The 24,591-nt window shown below is 54.2% G+C and carries 22 protein-coding genes; 14 read left to right on the top strand and 8 right to left on the bottom strand.

Annotated elements, in window-relative coordinates; translation table 11 throughout:
• The first annotated feature begins 40 nt into the window (after nt 1-40).
• Nucleotides 41-619: a D-sedoheptulose 7-phosphate isomerase gene (gene lpcA / locus G5574_RS17860; protein ID WP_039338565.1), complete on the top strand. Its 579-nt coding sequence runs from the start codon at nt 41-43 to the stop codon at nt 617-619.
• Between the two features lie 53 nt (nt 620-672).
• Nucleotides 673-1,446, top strand: coding sequence for a class II glutamine amidotransferase (locus tag G5574_RS17865; RefSeq protein WP_006118044.1), 774 nt, complete (start codon nt 673-675; stop codon nt 1,444-1,446).
• On the opposite strand, the gene dpaA is transcribed toward G5574_RS17865, so the two are convergent.
• Nucleotides 1,411-2,151 (bottom strand): peptidoglycan meso-diaminopimelic acid protein amidase, encoded by a 741-nt coding sequence (gene dpaA / locus G5574_RS17870; RefSeq protein WP_033738547.1) that lies wholly within the window; start codon nt 2,149-2,151, stop codon nt 1,411-1,413. The two genes, G5574_RS17865 and dpaA, sit on opposite strands and share 36 nt — an antisense overlap.
• A 246-nt stretch (nt 2,152-2,397) precedes the next feature.
• Between dpaA and dinB the strand changes: the two genes are divergently transcribed.
• Complete coding sequence (dinB, locus tag G5574_RS17875) at nt 2,398-3,453, top strand: DNA polymerase IV (protein WP_006118046.1); 1,056 nt, start codon at nt 2,398-2,400, stop codon at nt 3,451-3,453.
• Nucleotides 3,454-5,190: 1,737 nt separating this feature from the next.
• Here dinB and G5574_RS17880 read toward each other — a convergent pair.
• The 6 genes from G5574_RS17880 to pepD form a co-directional block, all read right to left on the bottom strand.
• Entirely contained in the window at nt 5,191-6,258 is a 1,068-nt protein-coding gene (locus G5574_RS17880) for a sugar ABC transporter substrate-binding protein (RefSeq protein WP_039338561.1), read from the bottom strand.
• A 29-nt stretch (nt 6,259-6,287) separates the two neighbouring features.
• Nucleotides 6,288-7,289: an ABC transporter permease gene (locus G5574_RS17885; RefSeq protein WP_164482995.1), complete on the bottom strand. Its 1,002-nt coding sequence runs from the start codon at nt 7,287-7,289 to the stop codon at nt 6,288-6,290.
• Nucleotides 7,286-8,791 (bottom strand): sugar ABC transporter ATP-binding protein, encoded by a 1,506-nt coding sequence (locus G5574_RS17890; protein ID WP_164483255.1) that lies wholly within the window; start codon nt 8,789-8,791, stop codon nt 7,286-7,288. The genes G5574_RS17885 and G5574_RS17890 overlap by 4 nt, the downstream gene beginning before the upstream one ends.
• A 312-nt stretch (nt 8,792-9,103) precedes the next feature.
• Nucleotides 9,104-10,075, bottom strand: coding sequence for a threonine/serine dehydratase family protein (locus G5574_RS17895; RefSeq protein WP_164482996.1), 972 nt, complete (start codon nt 10,073-10,075; stop codon nt 9,104-9,106).
• Nucleotides 10,076-10,102: 27 nt separating this feature from the next.
• Nucleotides 10,103-11,095, bottom strand: coding sequence for an ornithine cyclodeaminase family protein (locus G5574_RS17900; RefSeq protein WP_164482997.1), 993 nt, complete (start codon nt 11,093-11,095; stop codon nt 10,103-10,105).
• A 264-nt stretch (nt 11,096-11,359) separates the two neighbouring features.
• Nucleotides 11,360-12,817 (bottom strand): beta-Ala-His dipeptidase, encoded by a 1,458-nt coding sequence (pepD, locus tag G5574_RS17905; RefSeq protein ID WP_033738557.1) that lies wholly within the window; start codon nt 12,815-12,817, stop codon nt 11,360-11,362.
• 252 nt (nt 12,818-13,069) lie between these two features.
• Between pepD and gpt the strand changes: the two genes are divergently transcribed.
• The 3 genes from gpt (at nt 13,070) to crl (ending at nt 15,418) form a co-directional block, all read left to right on the top strand.
• The gene (gene gpt, locus G5574_RS17910) at nt 13,070-13,528 is read left to right on the top strand and encodes a xanthine phosphoribosyltransferase (protein WP_164482998.1); all 459 of its coding nucleotides are present in this window, start codon (nt 13,070-13,072) and stop codon (nt 13,526-13,528) included.
• Nucleotides 13,529-13,643: 115 nt separating this feature from the next.
• The gene (gene frsA, locus G5574_RS17915; protein ID WP_110268573.1) at nt 13,644-14,897 is read left to right on the top strand and encodes an esterase FrsA; all 1,254 of its coding nucleotides are present in this window, start codon (nt 13,644-13,646) and stop codon (nt 14,895-14,897) included.
• Between the two features lie 119 nt (nt 14,898-15,016).
• Nucleotides 15,017-15,418 carry a sigma factor-binding protein Crl gene (gene crl / locus G5574_RS17920; protein WP_006118055.1) on the top strand — a complete coding sequence of 134 codons (402 nt, stop codon included), beginning with the start codon at nt 15,017-15,019 and terminating at the stop codon, nt 15,416-15,418.
• A gap of 190 nt (nt 15,419-15,608) precedes the next feature.
• On the opposite strand, the gene ompC is transcribed toward crl, so the two are convergent.
• A complete protein-coding gene (gene ompC, locus G5574_RS17925; RefSeq protein WP_110268574.1) occupies nt 15,609-16,721 on the bottom strand; it encodes a porin OmpC in 1,113 nt (370 codons plus the stop codon).
• 350 nt (nt 16,722-17,071) lie between these two features.
• On the opposite strand from ompC, the gene proB reads away from it, so the two are divergent.
• The 8 genes from proB to G5574_RS17965 all read left to right on the top strand — a co-directional run bounded on the left by proB (nt 17,072) and on the right by G5574_RS17965 (nt 24,464).
• On the top strand, nt 17,072-18,175 hold the full coding sequence (proB, locus tag G5574_RS17930) for a glutamate 5-kinase (protein ID WP_058702747.1): 1,104 nt from the start codon (nt 17,072-17,074) through the stop codon (nt 18,173-18,175).
• A gap of 9 nt (nt 18,176-18,184) precedes the next feature.
• Nucleotides 18,185-19,438: a glutamate-5-semialdehyde dehydrogenase gene (proA, locus tag G5574_RS17935; protein WP_006118058.1), complete on the top strand. Its 1,254-nt coding sequence runs from the start codon at nt 18,185-18,187 to the stop codon at nt 19,436-19,438.
• Nucleotides 19,439-19,797: 359 nt separating this feature from the next.
• Entirely contained in the window at nt 19,798-20,529 is a 732-nt protein-coding gene (locus G5574_RS17940) for a S24 family peptidase (protein WP_039338546.1), read from the top strand.
• Between the two features lie 419 nt (nt 20,530-20,948).
• Nucleotides 20,949-21,227, top strand: coding sequence for a transcriptional antitermination N peptide (locus tag G5574_RS17945; RefSeq protein ID WP_072193621.1), 279 nt, complete (start codon nt 20,949-20,951; stop codon nt 21,225-21,227).
• Nucleotides 21,228-21,414: 187 nt separating this feature from the next.
• Entirely contained in the window at nt 21,415-21,882 is a 468-nt protein-coding gene (locus G5574_RS17950; RefSeq protein ID WP_033738569.1) for a lysozyme family protein, read from the top strand.
• Nucleotides 21,879-22,226 carry a DUF7940 domain-containing protein gene (locus G5574_RS17955; RefSeq protein ID WP_006118062.1) on the top strand — a complete coding sequence of 116 codons (348 nt, stop codon included), beginning with the start codon at nt 21,879-21,881 and terminating at the stop codon, nt 22,224-22,226. Before G5574_RS17950 ends, G5574_RS17955 begins: the two co-directional genes overlap by 4 nt.
• Entirely contained in the window at nt 22,223-22,516 is a 294-nt protein-coding gene (locus G5574_RS17960; RefSeq protein WP_033738571.1) for a hypothetical protein, read from the top strand. Before G5574_RS17955 ends, G5574_RS17960 begins: the two co-directional genes overlap by 4 nt.
• Nucleotides 22,517-22,715: 199 nt before the next feature.
• Nucleotides 22,716-24,464 (top strand): glycosyl hydrolase family 28-related protein, encoded by a 1,749-nt coding sequence (locus tag G5574_RS17965; RefSeq protein ID WP_033738573.1) that lies wholly within the window; start codon nt 22,716-22,718, stop codon nt 24,462-24,464.
• The last annotated feature ends 127 nt before the right edge of the window (nt 24,465-24,591 follow it).

Raw genomic sequence — 24,591 nt, forward strand, 5'->3', positions numbered from 1 at the left:
AAACTTGCTGCGATTACCCTCTCCTACAAAGGACAAGTCTATGTATCAGGACATTATTCGTTCAGAGCTCAACGAAGCTGCAGAAACGTTGAATAACTTTCTGAGTGACGACGCGAACATTCATACCATCCAGCGTGCAGCGGTGATGTTGGCGGACAGCTTCAAAGCGGGCGGCAAAGTGCTCTCCTGTGGCAACGGCGGATCACACTGTGATGCGATGCATTTTGCGGAGGAACTGACGGGCCGTTACCGTGAAAATCGTCCGGGCTACCCGGCGATTGCCATTTCAGACGTCAGCCACCTTTCCTGTGTGAGTAATGATTTTGGTTATGACCATGTCTTTTCCCGTTATGTAGAAGCGGTAGGGCGCCCGGGCGACGTGTTGCTGGGGATTTCAACCTCAGGTAACTCGGCTAATATCATCAAAGCCGTTGAAGCGGCGCGCGCCCAGGGGATGAAAGTGATCACGCTGACCGGTAAAGACGGCGGTAAAATGGCCGGCAGCGCGGACATTGAAATTCGTGTGCCCCATTTCGGCTATGCTGACCGTATTCAGGAGATCCACATCAAAGTGATTCATATCCTGATGCTGCTAATTGAAAAAGAGATGGTCAGGTAACAGCGTGTGTCGCCTCCTGAGCGACAGGAGGCTTTTACTCTAAGGCGGTTGCTATGTGCGAATTGCTCGGGATGAGCGCTAACGTTCCCACCGATATTTGTTTTAGTTTCACCGGACTGGTGCAGCGCGGCGGCGGAACAGGGCCGCATAAAGACGGCTGGGGCATTACGTTTTATGAAGATAAAGGGTGCCGCACCTTTAAAGATCCCTTGCCGAGTTTTAATTCCCCCATTGCGCGCCTGGTGCAGGAATATCCCATCAAATCCCATTCCGTCGTGGCGCACATTCGCCAGGCGAATCGCGGCCCGGTTTCGCTGGAAAATACGCACCCGTTTACCCGGGAGTTATGGGGACGTAACTGGACCTATGCCCACAACGGACAACTGAAAGGTTACCGGCAACTGGAAACCGGCACGTTTCGGCCGGTAGGCGAAACCGACAGCGAAAAGGCCTTTTGCTGGATTCTGCATAAGCTGGCCACGCGCTATCCGCGCACGCCGGGAAACTGGCCTGCGGTCTTCCGCTACATCGGCGAGCTGGCGAGCGAGCTGCGGCAAAAGGGCGTGTTCAACATGTTGCTGTCGGACGGGCGCTATCTGATGGCCTTCTGCTCGACCAATCTGTTCTGGATCACCCGCCGTGCCCCTTTTGGCCGGGCGCAGTTGCTCGATCAGGATGTGGAAATTGATTTCCAGAAACATACCGGGGCGAACGACGTGGTCACGGTCATTGCCACACAGCCGCTGACGGGGAATGAAACCTGGCACCGGATCGTGCCAGGCGAGTGGGCCTTATTTTACCTTGGAGAGCGCCAGGAACGACTGTGATGCCGCTTCGGGTTGGGTGATGACCGGGCTGCTGTTCATCACATATCTGCCGCTGGCGACATTGACTGTCGGCGGTTGATGGTACTTCGCAAAGTAGACATAACCCGGCTGAAGCTGCTTCCAGAAATCCGCGTAGGTCGAATAACGATGGCGCTGCATGTTGCTGTCCGTCATGCGGAACGGATAAATTGCAATGTTCACTTCCTGCTGACCATTACGCAATGCCGCGTTCACATACGTGAAAATCTGATCCATATAGGCATTGGTCATGGCGTAGCAGCCAATTGACTTACAGTCGCCGTGAATCATCAGGTAGTTGCCGCTGTAGCCCTGGTCACGGTCGTATTGATTCGGAAAGCCAATATTAATCGCGCGATAGAAACGGCTGTCCGGTTTAAGCTGATTCAGTTTTACGCTGTAGAAACCTTCCGGGCTTTTAAAATCGCCTTCACGGCGTTTTGGACCCAGACCGCCCGAAAAATTGCAGATGCGGTAAGTATCCAGCAAGCGGTATTCGTTACCAATCTTGCCGTACAGCTCAAGTGTCCGCTCTTCCTTAAAGATCTGAATATAAACCGGCGTGCCGATTAGCTGTTTCTTTAACTCTTTACTCACAGGGGCCAGTTGCTGAACCGGCTCGGGAGTCATTGCCATGCTGAGGGCTGGCAGTAAAAGCATCGCAAACAGAAGTGCGATTTTGCCCATGCTGTGTATACCTTGAAGTGAAGAAGAACAATGGCGCGTTATGTGCGCCTCTGTTTGCATTATCGGAACTTTCCGCTACCGCAGCGCAACATTAAACATTGTCTGTTTTTTTAGCAATACAGCACGGCGCAAAATGTCTATTTCTTTGGCGGAATGACGCCAAAAATTTGTAAACTTTGTTTGTTATTGCAAGAAATATTGCACAAGCCTTTCCGAACTGTATACTTATCCAGTACTGGAGGGGCGATGCGTAAGATCATTCATGTTGATATGGACTGCTTTTTTGCGGCGGTGGAAATGCGTGACGATCCCTCATTACGCGATATTCCCATGGCCATCGGCGGCAGCCGCGATCGACGTGGCGTTATCAGTACCGCTAATTATCCGGCCCGCAAATATGGCGTACGCAGCGCGATGCCGACCGGTATGGCCTTAAAGCTTTGTCCGCATCTGCGTCTACTGCCCGGACGGTATGACGTCTATAAAGAAGCCTCCAGTCAGATCCGCGCCATCTTTTCGCGTTATACCTCGCTCATTGAGCCACTCTCACTGGACGAAGCCTATCTGGATGTCACCGACAGCCAGCACTGTCAGGGATCGGCCACGCTTATCGCGCAGGACATCCGCGCCACCATTTTTCGCGAAACGCAGCTCACCGCCTCTGCGGGCATCGCGCCCATAAAATTCCTTGCCAAGATCGCCTCCGATTTAAACAAGCCTGATGGTCAGTATGTGATTACACCGGCCCAGATGTCCGATTTCTTGCTGGCCTTACCGCTGGCAAAAATTCCCGGTGTAGGAAAAGTTTCAGCAAAAAAGCTCGAAGAGCTGGGTCTGCACACCTGCGCGGACGTGCAAAAAGCCGATTTGGCGCTGCTGCTTAAGCGTTTTGGCAAGTTCGGCAGAGTGTTATGGGAGCGCAGTCACGGCATTGACGAACGGGGCGTGGTGGTTGAACGCGAACGGAAATCGCTGGGTGTGGAGCGGACGCTGGCTGACGATATCGACAGTTGGGAGCGCTGTCTGGAAATTATTGATTACCTCTATGCCGAGCTTGATCGTCGCCTGACGCAGATTCGACCCGATAAGCACATTGCGCGCCAGGGCGTGAAGCTGAAGTTTAGTGATTTCCAGCAGACCACTCAGGAACATGTCTGGCCCGTGCTCAATAAAGAGGACATGATTGCCGTGGCCCGTAAGACCTGGGACGAGCGCCGCGCCGGACGTGGCGTCCGGCTGGTGGGGCTGCATGTGACGCTGGTGGATCCGCAGCTGGAGAGACAGTTGCTGCTGGGATTATAGAGGGGGCGCTTTCGTGTTGAGTGGGGGGATTACGGTTGTGCTCCGGCTCCATGAAACCTCTGCCTGTGGGATCGTGTTACTGATGTGGTGTTGTCTGAGGATTTGTCTGTTTGCCCAAGGGGCGGGGGGGATTACGGTCGTACACCGGGAGTTTTCCGCCCGCCAGGCGATAGCAGTTTCAGCCTGTCCGTGCAGGCGGCCGGGTTAAGGGGCTTACGCCAGCCCCTTAAAAATCCCGGCGGCCGCTCTTTCTTTAGCGCGCCGGATGCCGCCAGGAAACCCCTGCCTGTGTGATCGTGTTACTGATGTGGTGTTGTCTGAGGATTTGTCTGTTTGTCCAAGGGGCGGAGGTGATTACGGTCGTACACCGGGAGTTTTCCGCCCGCCAGGCGATGGCAGTTTCAGCCAGTCCGTGCAGGCGGCCGGGTTAAGGGGCTCGCGCCAGCCCCTTAACAATCCCGGCGGCCGTCAGCCGTCGCTGTTCCTTCGTCACTCACTGCGGCCTGACGGACCGTCCGGATGCGCCGTCCCTGGCGCAGCCGTCCTCTGCGCGGCATCCCTGCCGCTCCGTCCTGGCCTCCGTTCCCTCCTCAGCGCGCCGGATGCCGGCAGCAAAACCCCCGCCTGTCAGTCCTGGTTTCTTTTAAAAGCGGGTGTTGTCTGTAGTGAATGTGTACAGTGGGATTCAAAAAAGTTTTTATAAACAGGCATTGATTCAAAACCAGCAGACTGTAGGACTTTCCGGTCACCTACAGCGACACCGGAAGTGGCTTTAACACAGAGATAGTGAAGCGGGGGTTTGGGGCGGCCTTCCCACCCGCTGAGCGGATGAGGGATTTCCGGATGAGCCGACAGGACGTCGGCGAGAGCCGGGCCGCGCCATGGATGGCGCGTCCTGGCGGTCCGCAGAAATCCTGAAGGAGCGAAGGCACCGCGCAGCGGCGGGCGGGCAGGACGGGAGCCCGGGGTCAAGGGGCCGCGGCGGCTGGCGGCCCCTTGTCGGTCGCCCGCACCGGCCTGGCTGAAACTCCAGGCCGTCTGGCGAGCGAAACCCTCTCAGTGTTTCATAAGCTGTCAGCGACTCAAACCTTCTCAACGCCTGCTCGCGCAAGCATCACTGCAACTCATTATCGGTATCCAAAGCAATAAAAACGCCTGAGCGGGCGCAAATCTCAAAGCGGGGGAGTTGGGCGGCCTTCCCACCCGCTGAGCGGATGAGGGATTTCCGGATGAGCCGACAGGACGTCGGCGAGAGCCGGGCCGCGCCACGGATGGCGCGTCCTGGCGGTCCGCAGAAATCCTGAAGGAGCGAAGGCACCGCGAAGCGGCGGGTGGGCAGGACGGGAGCCCGGGGTCAAGGGGCCGCGGCGGCTGGCGGCCCCTTGTCGGTCGCCCGCACCGGGCAGACTGAAACTCCAGGCCGCCTGGCGAGCGAAACCCCCTCAGCGCTTCATAAGCTGTCAGCGACTCAAACCTTCTCAACGCCTGCTCGCGCAAGCATCACTGCAACTCATTATCTGTATCCAAAGCAATAAAAACGGCTGAACAGACGCAAATCTCAAAGCGGGGGAGTTGGGCAGGACGGGAGCCCTTGTTAGTCGCCCGCACAGGGCAGACTGAAACTCCCGGCCGCCTGGCGAGCGAACCCCCCTCAGCGCTTCACAAGCCGTCAGCGACACAAACCAGCCACCTCGCGCAGCGAATTAACCGCCCCGCGTAAGCGCCACCAACAACCCATTACTTCTTATATTTTGCTTCCAGCGTCGCAAACCACGGCTGGACAAAATCGTTATTGCTGCCCCAGCCCGGAATGATCTTGTTAAGCGACGCGACATTCACTGCGCCAGGATGGCTGTCGAGCGCCTGTTGTGAAATCGACGACGCTTTAAATTCATACGTCGCAGGCGTGGTTTCCCCGGCGATCTTGTTCGCCACCAGGCGCATATTCACGGCACCGATAGTTTTCGGATCGACCGCGACGGTCTGCACCCACGGGCTGCCTTTCTGGCGCATCAGCTGCAAATCCTGATTGGAAACATCAATGCTGTACAGCTTGATCTCGGTGCGGCCATTTTCCTGCAACGCTTTATACGCGCCCTGGCTGAAGGCATCCCATGCGCCCCAGATGGCGTCAATCTTGCCTTTCGGGTATTTCGCCAGAATCGCGCCCACTTTGTTGGCCGTGTCGCCCTGGACATCCGTTGATACGGCACCAATGGACTCCAGCTGATGAATGCCTGGGTTTTCTTTTAATAATTTTTCATACACCACCTGACGGCGTTCCATCGGCGGGAAACCGGCGACCCATAACTTCACGATGTTCGCTTTGCCGTTGAAGTCTTTGATCAACTGCCCCAGGGAGAGCTGCGCCAGCGAGGCGTCATCCTGGGCGGTCACCGTCACGCCGGGAATCGGGTTGTCTACCGGTGTGTCAAATACCGACACTTTAATGCCCGCGTCAGCGATGCGTTTTACCAGTGCGCTGGCATAGGGCGCTTTGCCGTGTGACAGCACAATACCGTCGTATTTTTGGCTGATCGCCTGATTAACAAAATCCTGAAAACGCGCGTCATCACCGTTGCTGAGGAAGGTGCTGACTTTGAAGCCCAACTGGCGACCCTGCTGAATCGCGCCTGCCACAAACTGGGTCGTGTTGTCGTCGGAACCGAGGTTACGGATGACGGCAATACGAATCGGCCCTTCATGGTTGGCGATGGCGGCAGGAACAGGTGTTATGGTGTCGGCAAACGCGGCACTGGCGTTTAACAGGCTCAGGGCCAGCAGCGAGAGTGTTATCTTTTTCATTATTCTTAACTCCAGTAGAAGAACGCGTCTTAACGACGCTGTACATAAGTGATGGCCAGCGCTAAGGCCAGCACTAATCCTTTGATAATGTCCATGGCGTAATAGGGCACGGATAACATTACCAGGCCGTTTTGCAGAACCCCTAAAATGATGGCCCCGACCAGCGTACCCAGCGCATTCGGCTTACCGGAGCCGGCCAGTGAAAAACCGATCCAGGCGGCAGCCACGGCGTCCATCAGATAACCGCTACCGGCGTTAACCTGGGACGATCCAATGCGTGAGGCCAGCAGAATACCGCCCAGTCCGGCCAGTAGTGAGGCAATCACATAAGCCAGAACGCGATAACGCGTGGTGCGAATACCGGAAAGCCGGGCGGCTTCGGGATTTCCGCCCAGCGCATACATGCGGCGGCCATGTTTGGTCAGCGACAGCGCCAGCTGCGCCACCACGGTCACCACCAGCATGATAATCACGATCGTGGGTACCTGACCCAGCAGGTTAAAGGCAGCAGGAATGGTGCCTTCCGCCATATCGCCGCTGGGCAGCACCATGTTTTCCGTAATCGAGCCGCCAAAGCTGTAGGTCATGGCAACGCCCTGAATCACAAACAGGGTGGCCAGCGTGGCCAGCATGTCGGGAATGCGCAGCACGACGATCAGAAAGGCGTTAAACAGTCCCACCAGCGTGCACAGCGCCAGAGTGATGGCGATCGCCGCCGTGGTATCGAAGCCGTACCAGACAAACAGCGAAATGACCAGGGCGTTTGCCAGTGACGCGGTAGAGCCCACCGAAAGGTCGAAGCCGCCAACGGTCAGGGATACAGAAACGCCCACGGCAATCACGGTTACGATGGCGATAGACCGCAAAATATTGATGATATTGTTCGGCTCCAGAAAGCTGTCGGAAGCTAGGCCAAAGGCAGCGATCAATATCACCACTGTCAGCAACATGCCCCACTTATAGAGGAAATCGAACAGCTGATGGCGCAGCGATGGCGATGCGGAATTCAGGGCTAACTCTTTACTGCTCACGCAGGGGTTCCTCCGGTGGAATAGAGCAAAAGTGTCTCTTCCGTGGCGCGTTGTCCGTCTAATTCCGCCACAATACGTCCGTCCCAGAGCACACAAATACGGTCGCATAAGCCGACCAGTTCAGAAAATTCGCCAGAGGCGTAAATAATCCCTTTGCCTTCATGGGCAAGGTTGCTGATTAGCGTGAACAGTTCCGTTTTGGCTTTTATGTCCACGCCTTTGGTCGGTTCGTCGAAAATCAGGACATCGGCGTTATTGCGTAACCATTTGCCAATCGCCACCTTTTGTTGATTGCCGCCGGAAAGCCGACGTAACGGTTGGGCGGGGCCAGTCGTACGCACGTTAAGACGACGGATCACCGCTTCCGCCCAGCGCCAGGCCTGACGATGGCCGAACAGGCTCCAGCGGGAAAAACTGTCGTCTGCGCTGATACTGAGGTTCATCGCCACCGATTCGTCAATGAAGATGCCCTCTTTGCGGCGCTCTTCCGGCACCAGTGCCATGCGCTGACTCACGGAATCGTGTGGCGATCGCGGTTTCCAGCGTTTACCGTGCAGTTCACCGTGGGCAACCCGGCTTTTACTGGCACCAAATAACGCTTTGCAGAGTTCGGTTTTGCCAGCCCCGGCCAGTCCGGCAATGCCCAGAATCTCGCCCTTGTGTAAACGCAGTGAGATATCCTGGAGCAGGTGTTCATCATGTAATCCTTCCACCGCCATGAGTACGGATGAGGACTGCAATGGCCGGCGCGGAGGATAGATATCGGTCAACGGATGACCCAGCATTTTTTCAACGATTTGCTCACCGCTCAGGGAAGCCATTGGGCTACTTTCCACCAGGCGGCCATCGCGCAGTACCGTCAGGCGATCGCAGATGGCTTTCAGTTCGTGAATACGGTGAGAGATAAATATCACGCCAATACCGCTGGTCTGCAGGCGACGAACTACGGCGAACAGGCGCTCGCTTTCGTGTTGGTCGAGTGGGGCAGTGGGTTCATCGAGAATCAGAAAGCGGCAGTGGTGCGACAGGGCTCTGGCCAGCAGGATTTGCTGCTTTTCCGCCAGCGAACAACGTTCGACCGGGCGTCTGACATCAATCGTGGCATCCAGCTGCGCCAGCAGGTCTCGCGCCTGACGACGCATATCGCCCCAGCGAAAGCCATGGCCCGGTTCGGCCAGCTGATCCAGCAGAATGTTCTCGGTCACGCTTAACTGGGGCACCAGCGCAACATCCACTTCCTGCTGCACCAGGTGAATGCCGAGCTTTTTGGCGTCACGCGGGCTGCGAATCGACACGGGCTGGCCGTCCAGCAGAATCTCACCGTGATAGTGGCTGTGGGCACCGGAGAGTACCGCCATCAGGGTGGATTTACCCGCGCCATTGGCCCCGGTCAGGGCATGAACCGAGTGACCTTCCGTCAGAAAATCCACTGAGGTTAACGCGGCAAATCCGCCGAAATCGATAGAGATGTTACGCATCTCAAGGCGATTGACTGCACGCATCACGGAGCTCTCCATTAAAGTCACTGATCGCATTTTTTCCCGAAGCTACCGGTGCGGCAACTAACGAAAGCGCATAAGTTAGCACAGAAATTTATTAGCCATCCAGACATCTGGACATAATGGCGGCTAAAGCTGACTAAGCGCGGCAAGTTGGTGATTTAACGGTAAGAAGTCGCCTTAACCCAGCGGATTATGCTGCGCCTGGGCGTCAGTCTTTTTTAAACGGATGCGCTTTTATCTCAGGATCGGAAAATGCGACGTGGTTTTGTCGCAGACTTCACCACGCGCAAGAACGCATCGCATCCGTCGCGGTTACTTCACGGCATAAATTTCGGCGAGGTCGGCCAGATCCCAGTTACCGCCTGTTAACAGTACGCAGACTTTCTCAGCGGGCTTCAGGCTGACCGCTCCCGCCAGCAACGCGCCAAGGCCGATGGAGGCCGCGGGCTCGGCAATCAATTTTGCCTCACTGGCCAGCACCCGCATGCCCTGAGTAATATGCTCGTCGTCAACCAGCACAATCTCATCTACGTACTTTTCAATAATCGGGTAGGGATTGCGGCCCGGCACGCTGAGTCTTAAGCCATCCGCAATAGTATTGAGCAGCGGCAGTGACGTTGGCTGTTTGTTGATCCGACTTTGGTAATATTTCGGGGTCAGAGCGGGTTCCGCGCCAATCACTCTGACGGCAGGGCGGCTTTCTTTGATTGCGGTCGCCACACCGGAGAGAAGTCCGCCACCGCCCAGCGGCACAATCACGGTATCCACATCCGGCAAATCATGCAGGATTTCGCAGCCGATCGTTCCCTGGCCCGCCATGACCATCGGATCTTCAAAGCCATGCACCACCGCATAATTGTTGAGCTCGGCAATTTCATACACCTTCTTCCAGCGGGACGCATTGTCGCCATCGAAGAGAATCACCTCTGCGCCCAGGGCGCGCGTATTGTCGATTTTGATTTTCGGCGTTGTGACCGGCAGCACCAGAATGACCTTTACGCCCAGCATTCTGCCTGCATAAGACAGGCCCTGGGCATGATTGCCTGATGAACTGGAAATCATGCCGTTGGCAAACGCCTCAACGGGCAGAGAAAGGACCTTATTCAGTGCGCCCCGTATTTTAAACGCGCCGGTAATCTGCAACGTCTCCGGCTTGAGGTAAAGCTCACAGCCGACCCGTTTTTCAATTTTTTCAGCGCGGAGTAACGGCGTATGGCGAATATGGGCAGCGATGCGCTGCTGTGCGTCATGAATGTCCTGCAGGGTGGGGTACGAACGCGTCATATACATTACCTTCGTCTGAACGAAACGTTATTCAAAAAATGCAAATCCGGTTCCGTAGCCTTTTTCAAGGGCCTTGCGGTAAATGCGCCCGGCTGTCGTGTTGTCCTGAATGGCAAGCCCGGTGGAGTCAAAGAAGATAATTTCCCGATCGTTTTCCCGGCCCGGTTTCATCCCGGACAAAATTTCCCCGATTTCGGCATGGATCGCGTTTTCACTGATGATATTTCTGTCCAGCGCATGCCAGGTTTCTCCTTTCTGCGTGCACTGGGGCAGGGAATCCACGATCACTTTTGCCCGACTAAAAATCTGCGGGTCAAACTCCTGTTTACCGCGCTGATCGGTGCCAATGGCGATGATATGCGTGCCGGGCGGAATCCAGTCGGCCTCAATCAGCGGTCCTTTGCCCCGGGTGGTGGTGATAAGAATATCGGCTTGCCCGACCGCCGCCTGACAGCTGTCCGCGATAATGACCGGAATACCTGTGGTGCTTTCAATGTCCGCTTTGAAAGCCTGACGGGTGGCTGGCGTTCGGCTCCAGGCATGGATTTCCTCAATATCCATTACCCGGGCGATCGCCTGGATTTGCATTCTCGCCTGATTGCCAGTGCCAATCGCGGCGATTTTTTTGGCATTTTTACGTGCCAGTGCTCTGACGGAAACAGCGCCCGACGCACCGGTTCGCAGACCGGTAATCAGGCTACCGTCCATCACACAGCACAGGGCGCCGCTTTGGGCATCAAACAGGATGATCGTGCCCATACTGCCCGGCAGACCAGGACGGGACGGGTTTTCTGAAAAACCGCCGGAGGAGGCTTTCATCGAAATCAGTTCGTTGGTGCGGTAATAGCAGGTTTTAAAATCAATCTCGCCACGGGGGGCGGGCAGGTGCAGGCCGATATAGTCAGGCTGTTCCACCAGGCCGCCGTTAAAGGCCCTGTAGGCTTCGTCGACGGCTTCAATGACATCATCAATGCTGATGAGCTGTCGGACATCTTCTTTGGTGAGTAATAAGGTCTTCATGCGTCCTCGGGTCGTGTCAGACGAACGATTCCCGACTAGCGCAAGGGTGTTAAAACGCGGCCGGGAAAAGAGGGATTCCCGACATTATTACACTGGCGTTGCAACAGAAAATGCCAATCTGCACCCCGGAGAAACGCTTTAAACTGTTTTAGCGACGGGTGACGAAAGCTAATGCTCGGGCAAGTGTGACGGCGGAAAGGCGAGCGAGGCGCAAAAAAAGGGCTTATGCAGAACATAAGCCCTTAATCTTATGGCGTACGGATTTTATTTCTCCGGCACCACATTCAGCAGTGTAGTCAGCAGCTTCCAGTACAGGCCAACGCTTTCGATATGGACCTGCTCATCGGGGGAGTGCGGACCTGTGATGGTTGGGCCGATCGAAACCATATCCATGTTGGGATAGGGCTTTTTAAACAAGCCACATTCCAGACCCGCGTGGATCACCTGAATATTGGGTGTTTTGCCAAACAGGGCGACATAGGTTTCACGCGTCAGGGCCATGATGGGCGAGTCGGCATCGGGCTGCCAGCCAGGATAGCCGCCTTTTGGTTTGGTCTGCGCGCCCGCCAGCTGGCCGAGTGAGGTCAGCATCTGCACCACATAATCACGTCCCGTGTCGATCAACGAACGAATCAGACAGTTAATTTCCGCTTTGTCGGCATCCATCGTCACAACGCCCACATTGAGTGAGGTTTCCACAACGCCCTTGGCGACATCAGAGTTGCGGATCACGCCGTTCGGGGTGCTGTTTAACAAATTCAGGAAGCGATCGCGGCTTTCACGGCTCAGCGCCTCGCCCTGATGGGCAACCGGCTCGCTGACGAAAGCAATATTCTTCTCTTTCACGCCGTGCTCATTCTGTACCGCAGCCAGGAAGCTGGCGGCGGCTGATTTGAGGTTATCCACTTTGCTGCTGTCGACAGAAACGGTTGCAAAGGCTTCGCGAGGAATCGCGTTGCGCAGTGTACCGCCGGTGAACGCAATCAGGCGAAGATCCAGCTCTGCCGCATGCGCGGTCAGGAAACGGGCCAGCAACTTATTGGCATTCCCCAGGCCCATATGAATATCCGCACCCGAGTGACCGCCACGCAGCCCTTTCAGGGTGAACTTCAGGGTTTCAAAACCGGCAGGAACCGCTTCGCGCGTCAGGGGCAGGGTTGTGATGAAATCGATGCCGCCTGCGCAACCCATGTAGATCTCACCTTCTTCTTCCGAATCGGTGTTGATCAAAATGTCAGCCTGCAGCCAGCCTGGCTGTAAACCAAAAGCACCGTCCATACCGGTTTCTTCGGTCATGGTGAGCAGGACTTCCAGCGGGCCATGGGTCAGGCTGTTGTCCGCCAGTACCGCAAGGGCCGAGGCCATACCAATCCCGTTGTCGGCGCCCAGCGTCGTCCCGCGCGCTTTCACCCATTCGCCATCGACATACGGCTGAATAGGATCTTTGGTGAAGTCGTGAACGGTATCGTTATTTTTCTGCGGCACCATATCAAGGTGTGCCTGCAGGGCCACGGGCGTGCGTTTTTCCATACCGGCGGTCGCAGGTTTACGAATCAGGATATTGCCGACCTGATCGCGCTCACACCAGAAGCCTTGTTCTTTGGCCCAGTTAACAATGTAGTTAGCCAGCGCTTCTTCATGAAAAGAGGGATGAGGAATCGAGCAGATTTTGGCGAAAAAATCCCACAGCGGCTGTGGAGAGAGTTGAGACAATTCAGACACGACAAGTCTCCTGTGTCAGTGCGCCGGCTTTGCCGGACAGTGCGAAGTTCCAGTGAAAGATCGCCGTCAGTGAACTGACGAGATAGGGCGAGAATATCACTGTTTTTCGTTCTGTGTGTCATTCACCGCGCTAAAAAACCGCAACCAGCCGCCAGGTGCTGGTTTTTAGCGCGTCATGTCCTTATAATCTCGCGCAACCTTTTCCCCGTTGCACATTTTTTAAGCCACACTGACTGGCTGGGATTCCTATTTATGAGCGAAAAATACGTCGTTACCTGGGACATGCTGCAGATTCATGCCCGTAAACTGGCTCAACGCCTGCTGCCTGTTGAACAGTGGAAAGGCATTATTGCAGTGAGTCGCGGCGGTCTGGTACCGGCTTCGCTGCTGGCACGTGAACTGGGTATTCGCTATGTCGATATCGTGTGTATTTCCAGCTATGACCACGATCATCAGCGTGAAATGAAAGTCCTGAAACGCGCCGAAGGCGATGGTGAAGGCTTTATCGTGATTGACGACCTGGTGGATACCGGCGGTACCGCACAAGCCATCCGTGAGATGTATCCGAAAGCGCGCTTCTGCACCATCTTTGCAAAGCCTGCCGGACGTGCGCTGGTTGACGACTATATCGTTGATATTCCGCAGAACACCTGGATCGAACAGCCATGGGACATGGGCGTGGTTTATATTCCACCGATTGTCAAAGGCTGATTGACGCAACACAAACAACGCCCGGTTTTCCGGGCGTTGTGCTTTCTGCGCCTCGCGACTTGCCGTGCAGTACAGTAAACTTAACTGCTGCTGTCTGTGTTGTTAGAGAGGTGATATGTCTGGCAAAAACCTGAGCGTTGAGCTGTTTAAACCTCGCTTTAAACATCCCGAAACGTCGTCGCTGGTACGCCTGCGTCGGCATGCCACGCATGAAGTGCATTCTGCCCTGGATGGCGACAGTCGGCGTGGCTGGTATCGGATGCTTAATAAGCTGATGTGGACATGGCGGGGCGTGCCCGCGCAGGAGATCAGCGAGGTACTGGCGCGTATTGCAATCAGCGATGTTGAGCACACCAACCCTGCGCTACTGGATACGGTAATAGGTTATCGCAACGGTAACTGGAACTACGAGTGGAGCAGACAGGCAGGTCGCTGGCAACAACGTGCACTGGACGCGAAAGAGGACGCCCACGACCAGGCCGGGCATGACTGGCTGCACGCGTCTCATCTCTACAGTGTGGCCGCGTACCCCTATATTAAAGGCGATGAACTGGCGGATCAGGCGCAGGCCCTGGCCAGCCGCGCTTATGAAGAAGCGACCCGCCGCTTACCCGGGGAACTCAAAACGCTGACCTTCCACATTGAAGGAGGCAGCCCCGTCAGCGGTTTTTTGCATATGCCGCCTGGCGTGGAAGCCCCTTATCCCACCGTGATGTTTTGCGGTGCGCTGGACTCGCTGCAAACTGACCACTATCGTCTCTTCCACGATTATCTTGCGCCGCGCGGCATCGCTATGCTGACGCTGGATATGCCGTCCGTCGGGAACGCCATCAAGTGGAAGCTCAGCCAGGATACCAGCTTTCTGCATCAGCAGGTGCTGCGCGATCTGGCTTCTGTTCCGTGGATCGATCACACGCGCGTAGCGGCGCTGGGTTTTCGCTTCGGTGCCAATGTCGCCGTTCGTCTGGCCTATCTGGAAGCGCCGCGTCTGCGAGCCGTAGCCTGTCTCGGGCCCATCGTACACAGCCTGCTGACACAAAATACCTTGCAGAACAAAGTACCGGATATGTATATGGACATGCTGGCCAGTCGGCTTGGCATGGCAGGCAGTACAGACAGCGCTTTGCGGGCGGAACTGCTCAGCTACTCGCTGAAAAATCAGGGGCTACTGGGACGTCGAACTGCCACGCCCATGCTGTCCGCATACTGGTCCAACGATCTCTTCAGCCCTGAGGAGGAAAGCAAACTGATTGCCAGCTCTTCACCACAAGGTAAAGCGTTGTTAATTCCGGTAAAACCGGTAGCGGCCAGTTTCGATAGCGCCCTGAATGAAATCTGCGACTGGCTTGCACAACGTTTAAAAAGATAGCTGGCAAAATTGACAGTGTTTGCTACAACTACTAGCTGGAATCATTCGGATCGTTGCAAGACAATGCAGCATGGCTGCTGCGGTTCGAGATATAAAGCCTGTCCTAATGGAGAATTAGCATGACGTTACCGAGTGGTCATCCCCGCAGTCGCCTGCTTAAACGCTTCACGGAACTGGGACCTTACATACGCGATGGAAAATGTAGTGAAAATCGCTTCTTCTTCGACTGCCTGGCTGCCTGCGTAAATGTTAAACCTGCGCCTGAGCTGCGAGAGTTCTGGGGCTGGTGGATGGAGCTGGAAGCGCAAGCCGATCACGTTACCTATGTGTATCATATTGGCCTGTTTGATAAAGAGGGCGACTGGTCTGTCGCCACGATCAAGGGCAAAGATAATTCAGCCCGCGTGGAAGAAACGCTGCGTAATTTCCATGGCCGTTTAAAAGAGACGTTGAAAGAGTTTGAACTGGATCTGGTGCCCGCCAGTGACTTCGATGAAAAACCGATAAAACTCAGCGCCTGAAACTGAAGCCCCTGCGGGGGCTTTGTTGTCAGGATCGATCCCGCTCAGATTGCCCTACAGGAAAGGGCGAGTGATGGTCACTCGCCCTTTTAACAGACACATTCACATTGAGGGTAAAGCACTAAACCTCTCCATCACGCGGGCCGTCATTCCTTCGACAGCCTCTCTCGTCAGGCGAAGCTCAGATTCATCAGAACTGGTAGGTCAGGCCGACAGCAACGATGTCATCGTTGTTAAGCGCCAGCTTGTTGTCTTTATCCAGTTGGTTAATTTTGTAATCCACAAACGTCGACATGTTTTTGTTGAAGTAGTAGGTGGCGCCCACGTCGATATATTTAACCAGGTCTTCGTTGCCGATACCGTTTTCGATATCTTTGCCCTTGGTCTGCACGTAGCCAATAGAAGGACGCAGGCCGAAGTCAAACTGATACTGTGCAACCAGCTCCAGGTTTTCTGCTTTGTTGGCTGAGCCCGAAACGGAGCCGCCAGCGACACGGTTTGTTCCACTGACAGGCGTCATGTTGCGGGTTTCGGTATAAATCGCGGCCAGATAAATACTGTTGGCATCATATTTCAGGCCCGTGCCCCATGATGTCGCTTTATCGCCATGACCATAGGCACCCGCCTGTTGTGAATTGGTACGGTCAGAAGAAGTGATTGCACCCAGTACGCTCACACCAGAGTCAGCAATCGCATAACCCAGTGAGGCACCATAGCCATCACCATTCTGGCGTGTAATATCGGTACGGCTGTTTGCGGAAGTCGAGTCATTTTTACCCTGATACTGCAGGGCAAACTTCAGACCATCGACCAGACCAAAAAAGTTGGTGTTACGGTAAGTGGCGACGCCAGAAGCGCGCTGCGCCATAAAGTTATCCGTACGGGCTGTACCGTCACCACCAAATTCCGGGAAGACGTCAGTCAGCGATTCAACGTCATACAGTACGCCGTAGTTACGGCCATAGTCGAATGAACCGTACTGAGAGAATTTCAGACCGGCAAAGCCCAGACGGGTTTTGTTGCCTGTATTAGCATCGCTGCCTTCAGAGTTGTTAGCATTGTACTGATATTCCCACTGGCCATAACCGGTCATCATATCGTTAATCTGCGTCTGGCCTTTGAAACCGATACGCACATAAGATTTGTCGCCATTTTGACCAGCATTATCGCTCATGTAATGCTCGGCTTTTACCTTACCGTAGAAATCCAGCTTGTTACCGTCTTTGTTATAAACTTCAGCGGCCTGAGCGGCAGAGGTCAGCGCCAGAGCAGAGACAACGATTGCCAGTGTACTTTTCTTCATTTGCTATCAATCCCAATGAGTAAAATGCTTATATCCTCACTATTTTCTTGCTGCAGGCAGGGCTGCCTTATTCTCCGGTCGCTCAGTGAACGCACCAGGGGGCATTCATTTGCCGCCTTGTTACATCAAGAAAACTTTTGAGGCATTAGTGAAAATATTTGTAAAACACCGACTTTTTACCGATGAATGATGAAGTTTTTATGACAACTTTTATGTTTTGTTGTTAAAGGGGAACTTTTGGTCTACTCCGCACTCTGCAAAATTTGCAGCTTTTCCCTTACTGGCTGTTGGCTTCCCTCACCGCACCTGTTAAAAAGTCGGTTCACAGAAATTTTTTACGGCAGGACAACATGAGTGGCAGTCAGACCCTTGTGGTCAAATTGGGTACCAGCGTGCTTACCGGCGGTTCGCGTCGGTTAAACCGGGCACATATGGTGGAATTAGTGCGTCAGTGCGCGCAGCAGCACGCCGCCGGCCATCGTATTGTGATTGTGACCTCCGGCGCGATGGCGGCCGGTCGTGAACATCTGGGTTACCCCGAACTGCCGCCTACCATCGCCTCAAAGCAGCTGTTAGCTGCGGTGGGGCAAAGTCGTCTGATCCAGTTGTGGGAACAGCTGTTTTCCATTTACGGTATTCATATCGGGCAGATGTTACTGACCCGTGCTGATATGGAAGATCGCGAACGCTTCCTCAATGCCCGCGATACCTTACGGGCCTTGCTGGACAACCACATTGTGCCGGTCATCAATGAAAATGACGCCGTTGCCACGGCGGAAATTAAAGTGGGCGATAATGACAATCTCTCTGCGCTGGCGGCAATGCTGGGCGGGGCAGACAAACTGTTGCTACTGACCGATCAGCAGGGATTGTTTACCGCCGATCCGCGCAGTAATCCGGATGCCCAGTTAATCAGCGATGTGCATATCATTGACGACGCACTGCGCGCACTGGCGGGCGGAAGCGTATCCGGGTTGGGCACGGGCGGCATGTCGACGAAGCTGCAGGCTGCCGATGTCGCCTGCCGGGCCGGTATTGATGTCATTATTGCGGCCGGAAGTCGTCATGGCGTGATCAACGATGTGATTGAGGGCAAGCCCGTCGGTACACTGTTTCATGCTCAGCAGACGCCGCTGGAAAACCGTAAACGCTGGATTTTCGGTGCGCCGCCCGCCGGAGAGATCACCGTGGATGACGGTGCGCTTGCTGCGATTATTGCGCGCGGCAGTTCACTGCTGCCAAAAGGGATCCGCGAGATTCAGGGGAATTTTTCCCGTGGTGAAGTGATCCGTATCCGCAGTTTGCAGGGGCGCGATATTGCGCACGGCGTCTCGCGCTATAACAGTGATGCGATGCGCATGATTGCGGGTCACCATAGTCAACAGATAAGCGAGATTCTGGGCTACGAATACGGGCCGGTTGCCGTGCATCGCGACGACATGATCGTCAGTTAAGGAGTACACATGCTTGAAGAAATGGGAAAGGCGGCGCGCGCCGCGGCCTGGAAACTGGCGGATCTGTCTGCGGCAGAAAAAAATCAGGTTTTGCTGACTATCGCCGATCGGCTTGAGGCAGAAAGCGAGGGGATCCTGGCGGCAAACGAGCAGGATCTGGCTGAGGCGCGGCAGAACGGCATGAGCGCCGCATTGCTCGATCGCCTGACGTTGACGCCCGCGCGCCTCAGTGCGATTGCCCACGATGTTCGCCAGGTTTGTCGGCTCGCCGATCCGGTAGGGCAGGTGATCGATGGTGGTTTACTGGACAGCGGCTTGCGCATTGAGCGCCGCCGGGTGCCGTTAGGGGTGATCGGCGTCATTTATGAAGCGCGTCCGAACGTCACGGTGGATGTGGCGAGCCTGTGCCTGAAAACCGGCAATGCGGCCATCCTGCGTGGAGGGAAAGAGACATGGCGGACGAACGCGGCTACCGTCCGGGTAATACAAAACGCTTTGCAGCAGCACGGCTTGCCATCAGCTGCCATTCAGGCGATTGAGAATCCGGATCGGGAACTGGTCAATCAACTGCTAAAACTGGACCGCTATGTGGATATGTTGATTCCGCGAGGGGGCGCCGGACTACACAAACTCTGTCGCGAACACTCCACTATTCCGGTGATTACTGGCGGCATTGGCGTTTGCCATATGTATATCGACGACACGATGGATATCGACGCCGCGCTGGATATCATCGTAAATGCCAAGAAGCAGCGTCCGAGTGCCTGTAACTCCCTCGAAACTCTGCTGATCGACGCGGCCATGGCGGCGCGCTTTCTGCCCGCTTTTATGGCCCGCATGGCAGAGGAGAACATTCCGCTGCATGCTGATGCCAGTATCCTGAGTGAACTGCAGCAGGGACCGGCCAGCGTTACCGCCATCCAACAGGGCGATTACGACGATGAATGGCTGTCGCTTGATCTCAACGTTAAACGGGTTGCCGATATGGATGAAGCTATCGCGCATATTCGCGAGCACGGCACGCAGCACTCAGACGCTATCCTGACACGCAGCACACAAAATGCCGCGCGCTTTGTTAAGCAGGTTGACTCGTCTGCTGTTTACGTCAACGCCAGCACGCGCTTTACCGACGGGGCACAGTTTGGTCTGGGCGCGGAAGTCGCGGTCAGTACGCAAAAACTGCATGCCCGTGGTCCAATGGGCCTGGAGGCGCTGACGACCTATAAATGGATTGGCTGGGGAGACGACAGCCTGCGTGCATAACCGCATTTTAGTGAATAAAACGGGAGCCTGTGCAGGCTCCCGTTTTTTTTAGATGGCTTTTTTCGCACCACTCAATGGTAGAGTTTTTCGCCTGTTGGCCGCTTTTTAGTCAGTAAGAGGGAGGTTGTTCATCAGAAACGATGAAGGTAGGGCGCAATTTTTTACACAAGATTACTGAAAGGTGAGGTCAGACGCGGCTTAGCGCCTGATTTTATGCTTCGCTTGGCATAATAACGGTTAACAATAATCAAAAATGCCTGGCAATGCCGTTAGGTAGTCAACGGGCGGTAATATAAAATGAACTGGTAGCAATAACGAAAATAACATTCAGCACCTCTTTCATGGTTGATTATTAACTGATGGTTAAAAAAGAGAGTATCAAACAAGCGTTCACTGCCAGGCTGATCGCCGCGTGTGAAAGTGCGGGCATCACCGGTCATGGCCGAAATAAGCAGGTCGCCTGTGCGCTGCAACAGCAGGGTTGTCAGATTTCCGCACCCGGCGTGTGGAAATGGTTTAACGCGCAGTCCGTGCCCGATAACGGCAATCTTCTGGCGCTCAGCCAGTTACTGGGTGTCAGAGTAGAATGGTTGCAATATGGCATGGAGCAGACCCCGGAACCGTATTTACTGCAGGATATGCCGTGCCAAAAAAGCACGTTTCGCGTTAACAGTTTTGACCTGGGGCAAACGTCAGCAATGGGGGTTCCCGTCGGGGATGACTTCGTTGAAACGATTAAGGCTATCGAATACGGGCAGGAGGAAGCCCGCATCTTGTTCAGCGGCCGCCCGGCCGATCATATTCGGTTAATCGCAATGAACAGCGATGCCATGTCAGACACATTTGCCCCACGGGATCAGCTGTTTGTGGACATTAGCGTGCAGACATTCGACGGAGATGGCATCTACATCTTTACGCTGGACGACAGACTTTACCTCAAACGCCTGCAACTGCAGCATAAAAGAATTGCTGTTATCTCAGATAATAAACGTTACGAAACCTGGTATCTGGACCGGAATGATGCGGGCAGTTTAACCGTTCTGGCAAAGGTGATCATGAGCCAGGCCAGGCAGTATCATATTCTGGGTTAGGCAATTCAGTCAGACTGATGATCCTTAAGTGAAAAAAATAATCGGTCTAAATTCAAAAAGTTAACTTATGGTAAAAAATAAATTAACCAGTGGTGTTTGATAAAGCATAAGAACCTGTTAATAATTTGAGCAGGGACGAAGAAAGTTGTTACCTCCAGGATGAAACGCTCTTAAACAATTGAGGCGCTGCACAAGCGCGAATCAACCCCCCAACGCTAATGAGCTTTGGGATGGGGTGGATGCGTACCGTGCAGTGTCATCAGATGCCGCCCGAACCCTTTGCTTACCCTTCCACCTGACTGATTATTCAGCCGGGAGGAGTGCCTGTGAACAGCATTCCGCGACGTTCAGGCGTGTTCAACGGAGCGAAAATGCTTGCCTGCCACCCTATCGCCAAAGACTCATTCACAGGAGGAGTTATGGCGATAATCCAGTATGGCAAAAGCGTTTTTACAGGCAATGCACGAACTCGCCGTCATCAGCGGCGTCAACCTCTTAACCGTCTCAAACACAGTATTGACGAAGCACTTAACTGTCCACCCGAAACCCGCACGCTTCGCCGCGCAGAGCAAATCTGTCAGCGGCAAGTGATATCGGCTGTTGATCGCGCGATTGCCGCACCGCGCCTGAGAAGCCAGGAGATATCAGGATTTGATAATTGCTGCCTGCCACATGTTCATCTCTATGCGGTCCGTTGAACGAATTTTTCGTCACTGATTTTACGCCTGTCGCAGACATCTCCATCCTTTCTGACCTTTTGTAAATGCTTCAATGCTGCTGCATGTTCACCCGACATCGCCGCTGCGTTTATCCCTGCACTAATCAGTTTGTTTTATGTTTTGTCAGTCCGGTCGGTTATGTCTGCATCGTCTATGAGGAGTTTTTATGAGCCAGATTATTGCAATTCTGAATTTTGAAGAGGGTTACGCAGAAATGCCGTATCTCGATACGCTGGGGTTTCCTACCGTTGCAGGCGGCATCCGTATTGGCCCGAAAGGCGCATCGCTAAGTAACTATGTCATGCGGGTTCCCCGGCGGGTCGGGGATGTCTGGAAGCAATGCATTCTGGAAAACAAGATCACAGATATGCAAAGCCGTGCGCCCATTAAGCTGGCGCTGGAGAAATGTAATGAGGCGCGTACCGATGTTCTGATGAGTATGGCCTATCAGCTTGGCGTAGATGGCATTTTGCAGTTTAAAAACATGCTCAACGCGATTGCTCAGGAAAACTTTGTTGAGGCCGGTGAGGCCATGCTCAACAGCCTGTGGGCGCGGCAGACACCGGGCCGTGTCCGGCGTCATGCCGAAGTGATGCGCAGCGGAAACTATGACGTCTACCGGGGGTTACTATGAGATGGTTACTTTTCATTATCGCGGTGTTAAGCGTCATTATTATTTTGCTGTTAATGCAGCGCTTCACCACGCTTCAGTTTGTTTCTCACGCCAAATTGTTGTTTAAAACTTGGTCTGTATGGCTTGCCTCGCTGGGATCGATGCTCAGTGCCTGGGTTCAGTCGTTTCCGTCTTCTGCGCTCAATGCCTGGCAAACGCTACCGGAGGACGTAAAAAGCATTCTTCCCCACAACTATCTGGGTCTTATCGGTGCCTTCATGGTGGCGATGGGCGTGATTGCGCAGTTTGTTCGCCAGAAAACCCTGCTCAATGAAAAACGGCAAAGTAAGGAGATGGAGTCATGACGTTTTTTTCTCTGTTAACCAACGGCGGCTGGCACTGGTTGGCTGCGTTGGGTGCGCTGATGGCGGCTTTGGGAGCCAGTTACTTTGGTGGCAAAAAAATTGGCAAGGTGCAACAGCAGGCGCAGTCAGAAGCCGAGGGGGCCAGGCAAGAGGCAGACCGCCTGACGAAGATTACTCATCAACAGCAACACAATAGTGAGGAGGCGAAGCGTGTGGCGACTGATAACCTCAATCTTGATGATGCTGCTGCTCGCGACAAGTTGCAGCAGTCCAAATATAACCAGCCCTGAACCCATCATCTCTAACGATTCAGCCTGCATTCTCTTTTCCCCTATTTACACCCATGGCGATGACGCGCAGAAGGCAGACATTCGCACTGTGCGCGCCATCAATGCCCATAACGATCTCTGGGATGCCCTCTGTGGGCACCCCTCATCGTCAAAATAGTTAACTAATTGATTTATAAACCCTTATCCTGAGGAGGATATCATGATTGAAGTCAACTCATTTGCTGAGCTGCGTACTACCGTGCCGTCAAAAGCAGGTGAAATTGCCGTGTTAAAACGCTACTACGACAAAGACTCCAGTTTCCGGGGCGGCGGTGATTTTGTGGGATTCACCGGCACCACCACGTTAAAAGACGATGGCGGTACAGTCGCCGTTGGCAATAACTTTTACTGGAAGCGTTCGATTAACGATCCACGTGAAGTTAACATCCTGCATTTTGGCGCGAAAGGCGATGGCGTAACCGATGACACCGATGCGTTTAAACGTATTCTTGGCTGGTCACAAACTTACAGCCAAAATATGAAAGGTTTACCGGTCCGTTTTCCCGGCGGACGTTTCCTGATCATGCCAATGGACCTGAGTGATACAGAAATGCCGTTCTTTGGTCTGGCCGGCGATGACCTGGCGCTGGGTTCTCTGCCTGGCACAACCCTTATCTCCGACAAAAGCGCCAATACGCTGTTTAAGGTTAAAGCCCGCAGGACGACGATCCGTGGTATCACCTGGGACGGGCAAGCCAGCGCGGATATTGTTGCCAATAAAGCCACCATCACCCCTGAGATGTGCAGCAACACTCAGCCTTTCTTTGAAAATATCTGTGTGGAAGGGCAAATCGTCAATATTAGCTGTTTTCGCGGCCAGCGCAGTGGCGGCACGATTTTTAAACTGCAGGACACGCTCGACAGTAAGTTTGAGCAAATCTACACCAATACCACCTACTCACGGGTGTTTGATATTGGCTGGTCAAATTCGCCCAATGGCGTGTGGGATCACTCCACGGCGGTTGAATTGTGCAACGCGAATTTCCAGACAGGCTATGGCGATGCCACGCTTTATATGCCGCGCATGACACAGGCGATTATGCGCAACGTGTGGATTGAACATACGCGTAATCCCGGCGATCTGTCTGATGGCGGCTGGACAATTGATACGCTCAACGTCGAAGACTGTAGTGCACCTTTAATCCTCAATAATGCGCGCGTGGTAATGCGCCATATTAACCTGCAGGCGGGCGCAAAGCTCAGCCAGGATCTGGTCACGGGCAAATGGCTTTCTACTTTCGAGTATGGCTATCGCCGCGACGAGAACTACGGCACGTTTATGAGTGGATCGCTACGGGCAGGGTACTTCAGTGGCTATAAAGTCGTGAATAATACTGCGACGGATAACTGGTATCGCCTGGGCCAGGTGTTTTTCCCTTCACCCAATCAGCAATGGGTTATTGAGTTGATTGGCAAAGCGGATAACACCACGCCTTCGGGGACTGCTACGTCACCCGTTAACATGCCGGGTACAGGGAAAACGTGGATCAACCTACAACGGCTGGATACCGTCTGGGCGGATGCCTGCCACATGGGTCAACCTGCTGTTATGGATATTCGCTACAACCGGGTGGGCACCACCTATGCTGGCGTGTGGGTCAAGCTGCGCGCTAACAGCGGTGAGACCATGTTTAACCTGAAAACGACCGGGCCGACGCGCTTTGACACCGGATCCTGCTCACTTTTCCAGAGTGATATGTCTCAGGTTGATGACGTCACAAAAGTCGGGACGCTAAAACCCGCTGCGCGCTTTGGTCTTCACAATGGTGTAGCGGGGCTGGGTGCCAATGAAAAAGGGGTGGTAACCCTGGCGACCGCAGAAGGCTCGCCGACAAATAAAACAACGCCGACCGGATTTGTGCTGATGAATATAAACGGCGTCGATCGCAAGGTAGCGTATTACGATTAGCATGCATACACATTCGCGAGGCTTCGGCCTCGCGACATTTATTTACATGCTGGCAGATGTTGAAGTGTTATTGCGATGATCTGACGCGCTGTGCGGACAGATCGCTTCCGTTTTATAAACCTTTACT

Source organism: Pantoea stewartii (assembly GCF_011044475.1).
Taxonomy (GTDB): domain Bacteria; phylum Pseudomonadota; class Gammaproteobacteria; order Enterobacterales; family Enterobacteriaceae; genus Pantoea; species Pantoea stewartii.

What these genes read in the sequence shown, in the direction of transcription:
- lpcA (WP_039338565.1), top strand. Translation starts at nt 41, where the DNA reads ATGTATCAGGACATTATTCGTTCAGAGCTCAACGAAGCTGCAGAAACG.
- G5574_RS17865 (WP_006118044.1), top strand. Translation starts at nt 673, where the DNA reads ATGTGCGAATTGCTCGGGATGAGCGCTAACGTTCCCACCGATATTTGT.
- dpaA (WP_033738547.1), bottom strand. Translation starts at nt 2,151, where the DNA reads ATGGGCAAAATCGCACTTCTGTTTGCGATGCTTTTACTGCCAGCCCTC.
- dinB (WP_006118046.1), top strand. Translation starts at nt 2,398, where the DNA reads ATGCGTAAGATCATTCATGTTGATATGGACTGCTTTTTTGCGGCGGTG.
- G5574_RS17880 (WP_039338561.1), bottom strand. Translation starts at nt 6,258, where the DNA reads ATGAAAAAGATAACACTCTCGCTGCTGGCCCTGAGCCTGTTAAACGCC.
- G5574_RS17890 (WP_164483255.1), bottom strand. Translation starts at nt 8,791, where the DNA reads ATGCGTGCAGTCAATCGCCTTGAGATGCGTAACATCTCTATCGATTTC.
- G5574_RS17895 (WP_164482996.1), bottom strand. Translation starts at nt 10,075, where the DNA reads ATGACGCGTTCGTACCCCACCCTGCAGGACATTCATGACGCACAGCAG.
- G5574_RS17900 (WP_164482997.1), bottom strand. Translation starts at nt 11,095, where the DNA reads ATGAAGACCTTATTACTCACCAAAGAAGATGTCCGACAGCTCATCAGC.
- gpt (WP_164482998.1), top strand. Translation starts at nt 13,070, where the DNA reads ATGAGCGAAAAATACGTCGTTACCTGGGACATGCTGCAGATTCATGCC.
- frsA (WP_110268573.1), top strand. Translation starts at nt 13,644, where the DNA reads ATGTCTGGCAAAAACCTGAGCGTTGAGCTGTTTAAACCTCGCTTTAAA.
- crl (WP_006118055.1), top strand. Translation starts at nt 15,017, where the DNA reads ATGACGTTACCGAGTGGTCATCCCCGCAGTCGCCTGCTTAAACGCTTC.
- ompC (WP_110268574.1), bottom strand. Translation starts at nt 16,721, where the DNA reads ATGAAGAAAAGTACACTGGCAATCGTTGTCTCTGCTCTGGCGCTGACC.
- proB (WP_058702747.1), top strand. Translation starts at nt 17,072, where the DNA reads ATGAGTGGCAGTCAGACCCTTGTGGTCAAATTGGGTACCAGCGTGCTT.
- proA (WP_006118058.1), top strand. Translation starts at nt 18,185, where the DNA reads ATGCTTGAAGAAATGGGAAAGGCGGCGCGCGCCGCGGCCTGGAAACTG.
- G5574_RS17940 (WP_039338546.1), top strand. Translation starts at nt 19,798, where the DNA reads ATGGTTAAAAAAGAGAGTATCAAACAAGCGTTCACTGCCAGGCTGATC.
- G5574_RS17945 (WP_072193621.1), top strand. Translation starts at nt 20,949, where the DNA reads ATGGCGATAATCCAGTATGGCAAAAGCGTTTTTACAGGCAATGCACGA.
- G5574_RS17950 (WP_033738569.1), top strand. Translation starts at nt 21,415, where the DNA reads ATGAGCCAGATTATTGCAATTCTGAATTTTGAAGAGGGTTACGCAGAA.
- G5574_RS17955 (WP_006118062.1), top strand. Translation starts at nt 21,879, where the DNA reads ATGAGATGGTTACTTTTCATTATCGCGGTGTTAAGCGTCATTATTATT.
- G5574_RS17960 (WP_033738571.1), top strand. Translation starts at nt 22,223, where the DNA reads ATGACGTTTTTTTCTCTGTTAACCAACGGCGGCTGGCACTGGTTGGCT.
- G5574_RS17965 (WP_033738573.1), top strand. Translation starts at nt 22,716, where the DNA reads ATGATTGAAGTCAACTCATTTGCTGAGCTGCGTACTACCGTGCCGTCA.